The 13,660-nt window shown below is 43.8% G+C and carries 14 protein-coding genes; 2 read left to right on the top strand and 12 right to left on the bottom strand.

The features are described 5' to 3' along the window. Positions 1-53: 53 nt before the first annotated feature. The 5 genes from AC4EG4_RS10750 to groES form a co-directional block, all read right to left on the bottom strand. On the bottom strand, positions 54-995 hold the full coding sequence (locus tag AC4EG4_RS10750) for a GAF domain-containing protein (RefSeq protein ID WP_490979321.1): 942 nt from the start codon (positions 993-995) through the stop codon (positions 54-56). A 309-nt stretch (positions 996-1,304) separates the two neighbouring features. Then, positions 1,305-2,246, bottom strand: a complete 942-nt coding sequence (locus tag AC4EG4_RS10745; protein WP_490987806.1) for a GAF domain-containing protein — start codon at positions 2,244-2,246, stop codon at positions 1,305-1,307. Between the two features lie 303 nt (positions 2,247-2,549). Next, positions 2,550-3,395, bottom strand: a complete 846-nt coding sequence (locus tag AC4EG4_RS10740) for a DegV family protein (RefSeq protein ID WP_490979323.1) — start codon at positions 3,393-3,395, stop codon at positions 2,550-2,552. A 302-nt stretch (positions 3,396-3,697) separates the two neighbouring features. Continuing rightward, the gene (gene groL / locus AC4EG4_RS10735) at positions 3,698-5,329 is read right to left on the bottom strand and encodes a chaperonin GroEL (protein WP_490979344.1); all 1,632 of its coding nucleotides are present in this window, start codon (positions 5,327-5,329) and stop codon (positions 3,698-3,700) included. 31 nt (positions 5,330-5,360) lie between these two features. Beyond that, on the bottom strand, positions 5,361-5,645 hold the full coding sequence (gene groES / locus AC4EG4_RS10730; protein ID WP_006831533.1) for a co-chaperone GroES: 285 nt from the start codon (positions 5,643-5,645) through the stop codon (positions 5,361-5,363). A 115-nt stretch (positions 5,646-5,760) separates the two neighbouring features. On the opposite strand from groES, the gene AC4EG4_RS10725 reads away from it, so the two are divergent. After that, positions 5,761-6,657, top strand: a complete 897-nt coding sequence (locus AC4EG4_RS10725) for a CPBP family intramembrane glutamic endopeptidase (RefSeq protein ID WP_490987805.1) — start codon at positions 5,761-5,763, stop codon at positions 6,655-6,657. A gap of 56 nt (positions 6,658-6,713) precedes the next feature. On the opposite strand, the gene tatC is transcribed toward AC4EG4_RS10725, so the two are convergent. From tatC to AC4EG4_RS10710, 3 genes are all read right to left on the bottom strand, one after another. After that, positions 6,714-7,475 (bottom strand): twin-arginine translocase subunit TatC, encoded by a 762-nt coding sequence (gene tatC, locus AC4EG4_RS10720; RefSeq protein ID WP_490979346.1) that lies wholly within the window; start codon positions 7,473-7,475, stop codon positions 6,714-6,716. 12 nt (positions 7,476-7,487) lie between these two features. Next, positions 7,488-7,688, bottom strand: a complete 201-nt coding sequence (locus tag AC4EG4_RS10715; protein WP_480330119.1) for a twin-arginine translocase TatA/TatE family subunit — start codon at positions 7,686-7,688, stop codon at positions 7,488-7,490. 89 nt (positions 7,689-7,777) lie between these two features. Beyond that, entirely contained in the window at positions 7,778-8,410 is a 633-nt protein-coding gene (locus tag AC4EG4_RS10710) for a redox-sensing transcriptional repressor Rex (RefSeq protein ID WP_490979347.1), read from the bottom strand. A gap of 132 nt (positions 8,411-8,542) precedes the next feature. Between AC4EG4_RS10710 and AC4EG4_RS10705 the strand changes: the two genes are divergently transcribed. Beyond that, positions 8,543-10,477 (top strand): ABC-F family ATP-binding cassette domain-containing protein, encoded by a 1,935-nt coding sequence (locus AC4EG4_RS10705; protein ID WP_490987804.1) that lies wholly within the window; start codon positions 8,543-8,545, stop codon positions 10,475-10,477. 378 nt (positions 10,478-10,855) lie between these two features. Here the strand turns inward: AC4EG4_RS10705 and tsaD are convergent, their stop codons facing one another. The 4 genes from tsaD to tsaE are packed head-to-tail and all read right to left on the bottom strand — an operon-like array spanning position 10,856 to position 13,464. After that, on the bottom strand, positions 10,856-11,875 hold the full coding sequence (tsaD, locus tag AC4EG4_RS10700) for a tRNA (adenosine(37)-N6)-threonylcarbamoyltransferase complex transferase subunit TsaD (RefSeq protein WP_490979349.1): 1,020 nt from the start codon (positions 11,873-11,875) through the stop codon (positions 10,856-10,858). After that, a complete protein-coding gene (gene rimI / locus AC4EG4_RS10695; protein ID WP_490979350.1) occupies positions 11,868-12,323 on the bottom strand; it encodes a ribosomal protein S18-alanine N-acetyltransferase in 456 nt (151 codons plus the stop codon). The genes tsaD and rimI overlap by 8 nt, the downstream gene beginning before the upstream one ends. Continuing rightward, positions 12,320-13,015 (bottom strand): tRNA (adenosine(37)-N6)-threonylcarbamoyltransferase complex dimerization subunit type 1 TsaB, encoded by a 696-nt coding sequence (gene tsaB / locus AC4EG4_RS10690; protein WP_490987803.1) that lies wholly within the window; start codon positions 13,013-13,015, stop codon positions 12,320-12,322. Before tsaB ends, rimI begins: the two co-directional genes overlap by 4 nt. Next, positions 13,012-13,464: a tRNA (adenosine(37)-N6)-threonylcarbamoyltransferase complex ATPase subunit type 1 TsaE gene (tsaE, locus tag AC4EG4_RS10685; protein WP_490979352.1), complete on the bottom strand. Its 453-nt coding sequence runs from the start codon at positions 13,462-13,464 to the stop codon at positions 13,012-13,014. The genes tsaB and tsaE overlap by 4 nt, the downstream gene beginning before the upstream one ends. Positions 13,465-13,660: the final 196 nt, after the last annotated feature.

Raw genomic sequence — 13,660 nt, 5'->3', positions numbered from 1 at the left:
TTCATTAGATGATAAATTTTCGAATCCATCCATATTCTCACTAGCTGAGCTGCTTAATAGAAATTGTACGTATTCTTTCCAGACGTTTTTGCACGATACAATGCCTGGTCCGCATTTTTTAGAAGTGTCTGCAAATCGTCCGTACCATTGATCGGATACGTGACAATTCCAATACTTGCAGAAAGTTGGTATTGGGCATCCCATGTGCTTAAGTTTTTGAGCAATTGTTCTGCCTGTCGAGTCATTTCTGCTTTATTTGATAATGTAGAAAAGTGAATGACAAACTCATCACCGCCTATTCTGGCCACAAAGGAATCAGAGTGCTGCTTCACAAATTTTTGAAGCCTCGAAGCCACTTCTTTTAACACCAAATCTCCAGCCTCGTGGCCATGTACATCGTTCACTTTTTTGAATCCGTCCAAATCCATGAAAAACATTGTGCCGCCATCTTTGGCATACTGCTCATAAAATTTAGATAAGTATCGTCTATTATAGAGATCCGTCAACGAGTCGCGATATGCAAATCGCTCCAGATTTAAGTAGTAGGAAAACATCCGAACAATCCGCTGCAATAAATCGATGCTTCTTTCATCAAAAAGACTGGTTTTGTCATTTACCGCGCACAATGTCCCAAACTTTTCTCCGTTTACGAGCGAAATCGGAATGCCTAAATAAGAACGGACATTGGCTCCCTCGATTCCTTCTCTTAAATGATCTAAATCGCTTTCTTCTCTCGTGTCTCTAAAAATCGCAGGTTGTTTTTTCTCGAAATCGACCTGATGGCACAATGAGTCGCTAATATTAAATATCGTGTTCTCAGCCATCGGAATACTTGTCTCATGGTCAGAAAGCTTTAAGATTAGTTGCTGATTGCCACTAATGGAACTTAAATAAAACAAATGATCCGGCAAAATTTCTTTGGCCAGGCCCAGTACGTCACTCGCCAGCTCTTCAAAATTATTATACATCCCTAGTTCCTGAAATGTTATCTCCATACAGCACCTCAATTATTATTATTTACTTTCTCAGCAATTCAAAAGGGTAAGTAAAAAATAACAGAAATGATTCTGCCCTATTGCCTTTTATTCGATACAAAATTTAACTATATTTATTTAAGTTTAGCATAAATTATGAGAGGTGTTTAACAATGCGACTAGTGCTGGTGGGAGAGATCCTTATTAATTTGAAACAAAAACGAACTGCGAAGAACCGGAAATAAAAATCCATATAAAAACTCCTAACCTCAAATGTAAGCGCTAAGAGTTTTTACCGAATTTATAAACTTGCTTAATTTCAACAAGGGATCAATAAAAATTATATCTGTTCTTCCCTGAAGTTTTTGCATGATACAGCGCCTGATCGGCGTGTTTAAGAAGCATTTTTATATCACCTGTGTAATTAACCGGATACGTGACAATCCCCATACTGGCAGAGAGGTCGTATTCTCCATCCCATATGCTTAAGTTGTGAAGTACGTGCTTGGCTTGCTTGCTCATTTCTTCTTCGCTGGAAACATCCGAAAGATGAACGATGAATTCATCGCCTCCTAATCGAACCACAAAGGCATTCTGATGTTCAGCAGCAAACTTTTGAAGCCTTGAAGCAACTTCTTGCAACACAAGATCCCCTGTATCGTGCCCAAATATATCATTTACCTTTTTAAATCCATCCAAATCAAGGAAAAATAGCACTCCAGCTGGTTTAGAATCATCTTTAAAAAAATTCGTCAGGTAGTGTCTGTTGTATAGTTCCGTCAGTGAATCTCTGTAGGCAAAACGTTCCAAATACAAATAATACGAAAACATCCTGACGATTCTTTGCAGCAATTCCACACTCTTCTTGTCGAAACGGCTCTCTTCATCATTTACCGCACACAGAGTCCCGAACCTTTCCCCATTCATTAGAGAGATGGGAATACCCAAATAAGATCTGATATTGGCCTCTTCAAGAGCCCCTCTTAAATTGTCCAAACTGCTCTCTTTCCTCGTATCTTCATAAATCAATGGTTGTTTGTTCTCAAAATCAATCCGATTGCAAATCGTTTCGTTCAGATTTACAACCAATCCTTCGGTAATGAGAATATTTGTATCATCATTCGAGAGCTTCAGAATCATCTGCTGCGTGTCGCTAAAGGATGTTAAATAAAGCAATTGGTCAGGCATTATTTCTTTTGCCAGATCCAGTACATCTCTACTTAACTCATCAAAATTTTTATACATCTGCAATTCTTGAAACGTTGTTCCCATAAAGCAAACACCCCGCTTATTGTCATATTTTCTTTTGTACACCGATTCGATGTCAGATAAAACACAACAAATTCATATCTACTTTTTAGTTTTTTTAAAAGTCCCATATTTTACTGTATTTCTTAAAGCTTAACATATAAGAGGGAGATACGTTCAACAACTTTGCTGCTCATTGGTGACCTTGGAAGACTGTAAGACTGTCCGAATACCAAAGCCCACCTGCTATATGTTGAGCCATTCAAAAAAGAAGAACCCATTATGGATTCTTCCTCACTGCATACACGAATTAACTTTATAGATACCTCAATACGTAACCCAACTAAGCCCAGTCGTCCCTTCCCCTGCGTGTACAGCTACGCACACACTCAGTGAAACCACTTGTACTTTTAAATCAGGAAATTCCTGCACTAGTTCGTTCTTCCATAGTTCTGCGTCTGGAGCGTTATTGCAGTGAATGACAGCCACTTCCGGTACAGTGCCCCATTCCATATCTGCGCGAAGTGATAGCGCTACCTTTTCTTTTGCACGTTTGTTTAACCGGACTTTTTCTTTCATCACCGGTTTGCCATCCTCGAAACTAATAACCACTTTAATATTCAATAGATTGCTGACAAATGCCTGGGTTCCCGAAACTCGCCCACTTTTATGCAATTGCTTTAAACTTGAAGGAATAAACGACAACCTCGACGTTGCGGTCATTTCAGTAATGGCTGCAACTACCTCATCGATGCCTTTGCCGTTTGCCAACAGCTCATCACCCGTTTCAATCATTTTCACCATTGGGAAAGAACCAATCTTGGAATCGATCGGGTAGACCTTGAAGTCGGACATTTTTGCAGCTGCCTGTGCGCTTTCAAACGTTCCCGAAAGGCCGCTTGACAAGTGCAGCGCAATCGCAAAATCATATCCGGCTGATTGAAGCTCTTCGTATAACGAAACCATCTCACCAATTGCAGGCTGCGAGGTTTTCGGTGAAACTTTGGCTAAGCGCAATTTATCGTAAAACTCTTCTTGTGTAAGATCGATTGATTCCCGAAATGACCCATCAGAAAAAACAACACTAAGGGGCAGGATGTGGACATTGTGTTTTTGGATGAAAGCCTCATCTAGTTGCGCAGCTGTATCTGTGATCCAAGCGATTTTTTTCATTCAAAACTTCTCCTCTAAATGCAAATTTACTATCAAAGTATGCGTTCTACAGCTAACTTACAGGACAGCCGAATAGAGCGCTAGTGACAGTCGTCACATACGGAAAAAGTTTCAATGCAGTCGACATGATTTGAACATATATCGCTTTTTTCCTTTTATTTGTAAGAGGAGGAGAAAGCGGTTTTCTAAGAAAAAACCTCTCACCAATTCAATGAATTGGTGAGAGGTTTTGGGATTTGGCTTGATTATGATTTGGTGAAGCATTCTTTAGTCCTTGAAAAATCGAGGACTTGGAGAATTTGTTACATCATGCCGCCCATACCGCCCATATCAGGCATTCCGCCCATTGGTGCTGCTGGTTCTGGGATGTCTGCGACAACTGCTTCAGTCGTCAAGAACATGGCTGCAACAGATGCCGCGTTTTGTAATGCTGAACGCGTAACTTTGGTTGGATCAACGATTCCTTCTTCCACCATGTTGACCCACTGGCCGTTAGCAGCGTTGTAGCCAATGCCAACTTCTTCGGATTTTAGGCGGTGAACGATGATCGAGCCTTCAAGGCCTGCGTTTGTTGCGATTTGGCGAACTGGCTCTTCGAGTGCACGAAGCACGATGTTGACGCCTGTTGCTACGTCGCCTTCTTGTGTTTCAAGAAGTTCAGCAACTTTGTTGTAGACGTTGACTAGCGCTGTACCACCGCCGGCAACAATTCCTTCTTCTACAGCTGCACGTGTTGAGTTTAATGCATCTTCAATGCGAAGTTTGCGTTCTTTCAACTCAGTTTCCGTAGCTGCCCCTACTTTGATAACTGCAACGCCGCCAGCCAATTTCGCTAAGCGCTCCTGCAATTTCTCTTTGTCGAACTCAGAAGTTGTTTCTTCAAGCTGTGTGCGAATCTGTGTCACGCGTGCAACGATGTTTTCCTGGTTGCCAGCGCCTTCCACGATGGTTGTGTTTTCTTTCGAAACAACCACTTTTGATGCGCGCCCAAGCTGAGCGATGTTTGTAGTTTTCAATTCAAGGCCAAGGTCTTCTGTAATCACTTCTGCGCCCGTCAGTGCAGCGATATCTTCAAGCATTGCTTTGCGGCGGTCACCGAATCCTGGAGCCTTAACAGCTACAGCATTGAACGTTCCACGCAATTTGTTGACAACCAATGTTGCCAACGCTTCGCCTTCAACGTCTTCAGCGACGATCAACAATGGCTTGCTTTGCTGAACCACTTGCTCAAGGATTGGCAGGATTTCCTGAATGTTGCCGATTTTCTTATCCGTAACCAAGATGAACGGGTTCTCCAGAACGGCTTCCATTTTATCTGAATCCGTCACCATGTACGGAGACTGGTATCCACGGTCAAACTGCATACCTTCTACAACGTCAAGTTCTGTTGTGAAGCCGCGTGATTCTTCCAACGTGATGACGCCGTCGTTGCCAACGCGCTCCATTGCTTCCGCAATCAATTTGCCGACTTCTTCGTCGCCAGATGAAATCGCTGCAACTTGTGCAATCGATTCTTTGCCTTCAATCGGCTTAGAAATAGCTTTCAATTCTTCAAGCGCATTTTCAACGGCCAATTCGATTCCGCGGCGGATGCCGACTGGATTCGCGCCAGCTGTAACGTTCTTCAAGCCTTCACGAATCATTGCTTGCGCAAGAACCGTAGCGGTCGTTGTACCGTCACCAGCGATGTCGTTTGTTTTAGAAGCCACTTCCGCAACAAGTTTCGCTCCCATGTTTTCAAAAGCATTTTCCAGTTCGATTTCTTTCGCGATTGTCACACCATCATTGGTGATTAACGGCGAACCGAATTTTTTCTCAAGCACGACGTTGCGCCCTTTTGGCCCAAGTGTTACTTTTACTGCATCTGCTAATTTATCTACGCCTTTCAGCATTAAACTGCGTGCATCTTCACTGAATCGAATATCTTTTGCCATGTTTAGCTTCCTCCTGTGTCGTTGGTTTATTTTAGCCTAAAACTGCTAATATATCGTTTTCACGTAAAATCAAATATTCTTTGCCTTCGTATTTTAATTCAGATCCTGCGTATTTCGAGAAGATGACGCGATCGCCAGCTTGCACGTCCAATTCTGTGCGCTGCCCGTTTTCACGGATAAGTCCATTTCCTACAGCGATCACATGGCCCTCCTGCGGTTTTTCCTGTGCTGATCCCGGCAAGACGATGCCGCTTGACGTTTTTTCTTCCGCTTCGATGAGCTCAATAATTACACGATCTCCTAGTGGTCTTAACAATTGAAACACCCTCCTCAAATTATCTAAATGTTCTCGCTTAGCACTCTCAACCTCTGAGTGCTAACCCAATAACAAGTTTAATAAAATCTTCTGTCTTTTGCAAGCAGGAACCATCATGATTTTGAATTCTTTGCGGTTGTTCTTTGAAAGCTCTACAATAGAAGGAGTATTCATTAGCGAAAGGAATTACATCATGCCCACCAACCAAAAGAAGTTTATCGACAATTTTTTAAAAAATGACAGCTCATCTAAACCAATAGCTAAAAAAGACAATGGCTATCGCTCAAAATCCAAAGGCAAAAAAACGCCGCTGTATGTATTATTGATTTTTATTGCCGTACAGCTCTCCCCGATCTTGTTTATCGCGCCCTTCATGAGTTACTTTCAAGGCCAGGGCATGGACCGTGAAGCAGCTGGCAACGCCACTTCAGGATGGCTGATTTTCCTGACAATGGGCATTGGCTTTATCATTACGCTGATCGTTATATTTCGGGACAAGCGCTTTTTTGACATTTGGAAAGGTGCAAAATCTTCTGTACCCATGTCCATTGTCTGGGGCTTTCTCGGCTTCTTGCTGCTATTGATTGGACAGTCGCTGGCCGCTTTAATTGAAATGAGGTTTCTCGGCATTGATCCCGGTTCCGAAAACACAGCGTCTCTTGTAACCATTACGGAAGCTGTGCCGCTTGCGATCGTTGCGATTGTTTTGTTCGGTCCGATTCTGGAAGAATTGGTTTTCCGGCGTGTGCTGTTTGGATCACTTAACCAAACGACTAATTTCTTTTTTGCGACAGCCATCAGTTCTTTAGTATTTGCTTTGATCCATTTCGAATTTACGCATTTGCTGTTGTATTTTACTACCGGATTGATCTTGGCATTTTTGTACCAGAAAACCAAACGCATCATCACACCCATCATCGCCCATATTTGTCTGAACGGCTACGTCATGCTTATCCAGCTCAATATGGATACGATTATCGAATTTCAAAAACAGATGGAAAACCTGCAGTAAACCTTGCAGATCACAAAAAAAGCCTTTCACCGATTGGATTCGGTGAAAGGCTTTTACTATTCTAGCGGTTGCTGCTCTTCAATGATTTGCTGCTGCTCGGCTTTCAGGAACTTGCGGTAGCCGATCTTCGCGATGATGACACTGAATTCGTACAGAATAATCAGCGGCAGCGTCACAATCATATGCGAGACAATGTCAGGCGGTGTAATAAACGCCGCGATGATGACCAAGCCAAGGTAGGAATACTTGCGGTACTTCGTCATGAGCATCGGCGTAATAATGCCAAGCCTTGTCAAAAACAGCATCAGTACCGGCAGCTGAAAAATCAGGCCAAACGGCAACGTGATTTGGAACAAAAACTGAAAGTATTCATTGATGCCGATGGTTTCCTGTATGTCCATGTTATCGGAAATGCTCAGCATAAATCCAATGACGTATGGAAACAAGATCAAATAGGCAAATGCAATGCCTCCTAAAAACAGCAGAAGAGAAAATGGAATATAGCTGAGTGTGGCTCTCCGCTCTTTGTCGAGAAGGCCCGGGCTGATAAATGCCCAGAACTGATACATGATGAGTGGAGATGTAAAAATCAACGCCAGAATCATCGTCACCTGCATAAAGATTTTCAAGGGATCGGTAATTTTAAATGCGTTTAAGGTAAGGTCTCTCGCTTCTTCCGTATACTGCAAGTACTGGATTAACGGCTGGGCAAGAAAAAAGCTGACAATAAGCGCCAATATAAAGAAAACGACTACAATGGTCAGCCGTTTTCTCAACTCAACTATATGTTCAACTAAAGTCATGTCTTTTTCTGTCATCGGACAAACATCCTAACGTATTTCCTTTTGCTCGTCTTTCTTTTTAAGCTCTACTTTTTTATCATCGTCTTCGTCATCTACAAGACCTTTTGTTGCGTTTTTGAACTCACGCAAAGACGAACCGAATGCTTTCCCAAGTTCCGGCAACTTTTTGGGACCGAAAACGAGTAAGGCAACAACACCGATAATAATGATACTCATTGGACCTGGCATACGTGCACCTCCTGTATTATGGCTCTATTTTACATCATTCAACTCAGTTTGGCTATTTCGAAACAGCATGGAAATGTGAAGGTTTTAAGTCAATGCTGCTTAATCTGATAAATCAATGTCTGCAGTTCAACTGACAGATCGATGGTCTGGACGCGGATATGGTCAGGCACCGATATGCGCACCGGTGTAAAATTTAAAATCCCTTTAATATCGGTCTGTGCCAGACGGTCTGTCACTTCCTGGGCCGATCGTGACGGCACCGTCAAAATAACCAGCTCCACACCGTATTCTTTGATCTTTTCTTCAATTCTGTCTGGGTGGTACGTATCGATATCGCTGATTTTTTCACCTTCCAGCGGACTGTTCGAGTCAAACGCCACAATAATCTTCGTATTGTGGTTACGGTGGAAATTATACTTTAAAAATGCGCTGCCGAGTCCCCCAACACCGATCAAGGCTACGTTGGTCTCTTCTTCTTGATCCAAAGTCTTCCTGAAAAACAGCAGCAGCTCCTGAACGTCATAGCCATAGCCCTTTTTGCCGAGTGCGCCCAAATGTGAAAAATCACGGCGGATGGTGGCAGAATCAATTTTCATCGCTTCGCTTAATTCCTGTGAGGAAATCCGTTTTTGTCCGGCATTTGCGAAGTTTTGCAGAAAACGGTAATACAGCGGCAGCCTTTTGGTCGTGGCTTGCGGGATTTTAGATGTCTCGTGTAACATACGCTTTCGCATCCTCCTGAGGTGTTGTCAAATCGCTTTCATCTTACATTAGGAGCCTTGATATGTAAAGGCTTGCGCAATTGCGAACAGCCGCCCCATCAGCTACACTTAAAGAGAATAGAGGTGACCTACATGATAGTATTGCAAGTAAACCAAGTCCATAAATCATTTGGCGCGGAAGAAATTTTGTCCGGCGTTAAGCTGGAAGTCCAGCACCGTGACCGTGTGGCGTTGGTAGGCCGCAACGGCGCAGGAAAATCCACATTACTGAAAATTATCGCCGGTGAAATGTCCCACGACAGCGGCGATATCAGCATGCCGAAAGATTTGACCATCGGCTATTTGGAACAGCAAACCAATCTTGAATCGAATGCGACCGTCTGGGATGAAATGATGACGATTTTCCATCATTTCCGTGAACAGGAAGCAACTCTTCGCCGCCTGGAAGCACAGATGGCCGAACCTGACATATACAATAATCCTGCAGAAAATGACAAGGTCATGAAAGAATACGACCTATTGCAGCATGATTTCAAAGACGCCGGGGGCTATCAGTTTGAAGCAGATACGCGGGCTATCCTGCATGGCATGAAATTTTATCCGGAAGACTTCGACAAAAAAGTCGTATCGTTATCCGGCGGCCAGAAAACGCGCTTGATGCTGGCGAAGCATTTGCTCAGCAAACCTCAGCTGCTGATTCTCGATGAGCCGACCAACCACTTGGACATTGAGACCTTAAGTTGGCTGGAAAATTATTTGAAAAATTATCCAGGCGCATTGCTGATTGTTTCCCATGACCGCTACTTCCTCGACCAAGTTGTGACAATGGTCTACGAAGTTTCCCGCCACCGCGTCAAAAAGTACACCGGCAACTACAGCCGCTACTTGGACGAGAAAGCCAAACAATACGAATTGGACCAGAAGCACTTCGAGAAACAGCAAGGCGAGAAAGCCAAATTAGAAGATTATGTCCAGCGCAACCTGGCACGGGCTTCCACAACTAAAATGGCGCAAAGCCGCAGGAAGACCCTCCAGAAAACCGAGTGGATGGAAGCTCCAGACGGCAATGAAAAATCAGCTGCCTTTGGTTTTACGATTGGCAAGCAAAGCGGCAATGATGTGTTGAACGTCCAGTCGCTAAAAATCGGCTACACTGACAAACCGGTTTCTGAAAATATCACCCTTAAGCTGTACCGGCAAGAAAGTCTGGCACTGGTCGGCCCGAACGGTGTCGGGAAATCAACTTTGCTGAAAACCATCATGAAAGAGCTGGAACCCCTTGCCGGTGACATCCACTACGGCACCGGCATCCAGTTTGGCTATTACGATCAGGAACAAGCCAATTTAAAAGGCAATAAGCTGGTGCTGAACGAACTATGGGACGATTACCCACTTATTAACGAAAAAGACATCCGCAGCATTCTGGGACGCTTCTTATTTACGGGCGATGATGTACTAAAGCCGGTTTCTACACTATCAGGCGGCGAAAAGGCGCGTGTTGCCTTGGCGAAGCTCATGATGCAAAAAGCCAATGTCTTGCTGCTCGATGAGCCGACCAACCATTTGGATCTCGACAGCAAAGAAGTGCTGGAAAATGCTTTATTGGATTATCCAGGTACCTTGCTCTTTGTCTCGCACGATCGATATTTCATGAACCGCATCGCGACGAAAGTTATTGAACTCACCCAAGACGGTACGACCGAATATTTGGGTGACTATGATTATTACGTAGAGAAAAAGTTGGAAATCGCTGAGCTAAAAGCTCTTGATGAAGCCGGTTCGGTTGCTGAAGTAAAAGCTGCTGCTGCTGTTTCCACTTCTCAGATTGATAAAGAAGCGAAAAAGCTGGAACGCCAGCTGGTCCGCCAATCAGAAGAAGTCGAACAGGCGATGGAAGAACTGGACTTGCAGATTGCTGATATTGAAGAACAATTATGCGAGCCGGAAATCTTCCAGAACCACGAGCGTGTGTTGCCGCTTCAAAATCAACTGGAACGTTTGAAATCTGATCATGAAGAAACGATGACCCAATGGCTTGAACTTCAGGAAAAAATTGAAAATATTTAATTAGAACCGGCTGATTTGCAGCCGGTTTTTTTGTTTCTATATATAGGTCAATAGGAATTTATGAAATATTTATTTCCACAGATTTTTCCACAATTCTTCGCTTGTCTAATCAACTGCCAACAGACTTATACACATTATCCACAGATAAACTAAATGTTGTCCACATAGTTTTCCACTTTCAAGCACACAATATATAGGATACCCCCCGTTTAGCAACTAGTTGTAAACAGTTTATTCACAAATTGTGCATAAGTACAAATGTTCTCTATTGACAGAACAATTATGCCTTATCCTATTAAAGTCTGAATTTTATGCCAAAAAAAGCAAGTAATTTTACACATTCCAGAACTTCTGAAATGGTGAAATTACTTGCTTCTATTAAATCCATGATGTTAAAGGCATCCCTGGTCGCCCATTCATGGCCATATTGCCGTAGAGTCCTTTTTGGTACATGACAGTTCCGGCTGCAGCAATCATGGCTGCGTTATCTGTACACAAAGGCAAAGAAGGAATATAAAATGGAATGCCTTTTTTCTTAAATGCCGTTTCCAATGAACGCCGCAATCCTTTATTTGCTGCGACACCGCCCGCAGCAATCACTTGGCGAACTCCGTATTCTTCAGCTGCACGTATCGTTTTTCCAGTGACCACTTCCACAACACTGTTCTGGAATCCGGCTGCGACATGTTCAGGAGCGACTTGTTCCCCGCGCTGTGCGGCATTGTGCATGTAGTTTAGTACCGAGGATTTCAATCCACTAAAGCTGAAATCATAAGATCCTTCTTCCAGCCAAATCCGTGGAAACATTACGGCATCGTCGCTGGCATGCGCCAACCGGTCAATATGGGGACCGCCGGGATAAGGCAAATTCAGCGTACGGGCAACTTTGTCATAAGCTTCTCCCGCAGCATCATCACGCGTTTCACCAATGACGGTGAAATCGCCATGTTCTTTCATGTAAATCAATTCCGTATGGCCACCAGAAATCACCAAGGCCAGAAGCGGAAACTCCATTTCCTGTTCTAGGCGATTCGCGTAAATATGCCCCGCAATGTGATGAACGCCAACTAAAGGAAGCTGATGTGCAAAGGCAAAAGCTTTTGCTGCATTGACACCTATCAACAAAGCTCCAACCAATCCCGGGCCTTCAGTTACCGCTACCGCATCTAATTGATGTGGTTCCATTCCAGCTAGTTGCAGCGCTTCCTCGATGACCAATGTGATTTGTTCCACATGATGTCTTGAGGCAATTTCCGGTACCACACCACCAAAGCGTTTATGGCTTTCGATTTGTGAAGCCACCACATTGGAGATGATTTCTGTGCCGTTTTTCACAATGGAAGCGGCCGTTTCGTCACAGCTGGTTTCAATTCCCAATATATACATGTCTTTATTCATTAAAGTTCACCCACATCACTATGGCATCTTCGTAATTGTCCGTATAATACCGCTTACGGATGCCACCATTTTTGAAACCTAATTTCCGGTAGAGATTTTGCGCAACAATATTGCTGACGCGCGCTTCCAATGTCATCAGCACAGCGCCGTGTGCTTTGGCCGCATCAATGGCTGCCTGCATCAAGCCTTCACCTAATTTTTTGCCACGCTGATCGGGATGGATCGCAATGTTTGTAACATGCGCTTCGTCTATTACCAGCCACATGCCACAATATCCCACGATGCCATCATCTGTTTCAGCAATCACGTAATAGGCATGTTCGTTGCTAATCATTTCATAGTAAAAAGCATCTTTGGTCCAAGGCAAGCTGAACGACAAATTTTCGATTTCGTAGACCACTTCAATGTCTGCAATCGTCATTTTTCTGTATTTGACTGTGTCGTTCATAAGATCTGACCTTCTTGCGCTTTGTTGTAATTGGCTTCTGCTTCCGTAATGCGGCGGTATTGAGGAACAGCGTGATGAACGTCGCTGTCCTCAGAATCTTGTGCCAGCAAAATCAGATTCGTTGCACGCGGCAACCGATTTTGGGGCCCGCTGAAATGAGCAGCTTCACGCAGCACCTCAACAATCAAGGCTTCGTGCAAAGCCACATCAACTCCCGTAAATAGTAGAGGCAACCCGAATTCTTTGGCTTTCAATAGGAATTCCTTCACATCGCTATGCTGGTCAGCAATCACCGGGGACAAACTAGCCCCTTCGTACAAGCCAATAAAAGCCGTACCACGACGAGCATCCATTATTGGACAAATGAGCCCATCAAATCCCTGCCCATTTGCAGCCAGCACCTTTAAGCTGGATACAGGATGCAGCGGAATTTTTAGCGACCATGCCAATGTTTTCGCGATTGTCAGGCCAATGCGGACGCCCGTATAAGAACCAGGGCCTTCTGCTACTGCGATATGCGTCAAATCAGCAGGCAGCACTTTGGCTTTTTTCATCATTTCTTCGATTGCTGGCATTGCGGTCAACGAGTGATTGATTTTTAAATTAGATGTTTCTTCTATTAAGACCACACCATCCTCCATTAACGCAATCGTCAATGGGGAATTCGAGGTATCGATTCCAAGATAGATCATAAGTTTAGCTCCCTGCAAAGTTTTTCATAGCGTCTGCCAATCGGATGCAGCGTGATTGTACGCACTTGTTCAGACTGCCGGTTTAATGTGATTTCTAAACGTTCTTTTGGCAGGTACTCTTCTATAAATGTTGCCCATTCAATCACAGATACGGCATCACTGCTGAAAAATTCGTCAAATCCAATGTCTTCATCGCTGTTCTCCAGGCGATAGACATCGAAATGATTTAATTCCAGACGACCCGAATATTGCTTCAAGATGGTGAAAGTTGGACTGTTGACCATCCGTTGAATTCCCAGTCCTTTTGCCAAGCCTTTGGTGAAAGTGGTTTTGCCGGCACCTAAATCACCTGCCAGCGTCAGCAGATCCTGCGGTTCCAGTAATTGTGCCAGAGCAGACGCGAATGATTCGGTTTCTTCCGGCGAATTCAGCATAAGTGTATAAGTCATTTTTCACGTCACCTCGATTGAGTCTTTACATAGTTTAGCGAAATTACTGCGGTAAATCAAAATATATCATTTTTGTGCGGTCGCTGGTTTGGGTTGTGGTGAAGAACAAAAAAAATAAACACAGCGAGTTGGCTGTGTTTATCATCAAAATTACGGTCCCGACCGGGATCGAACCGGCGATCTCCTGCGTGACAGG

Source organism: Planococcus sp. TJ-201 (assembly GCF_058268495.1).
The sequence above is the reverse complement of the archived record's forward strand: the minus strand, read 5'-3'. Positions and strand labels throughout refer to the sequence as shown.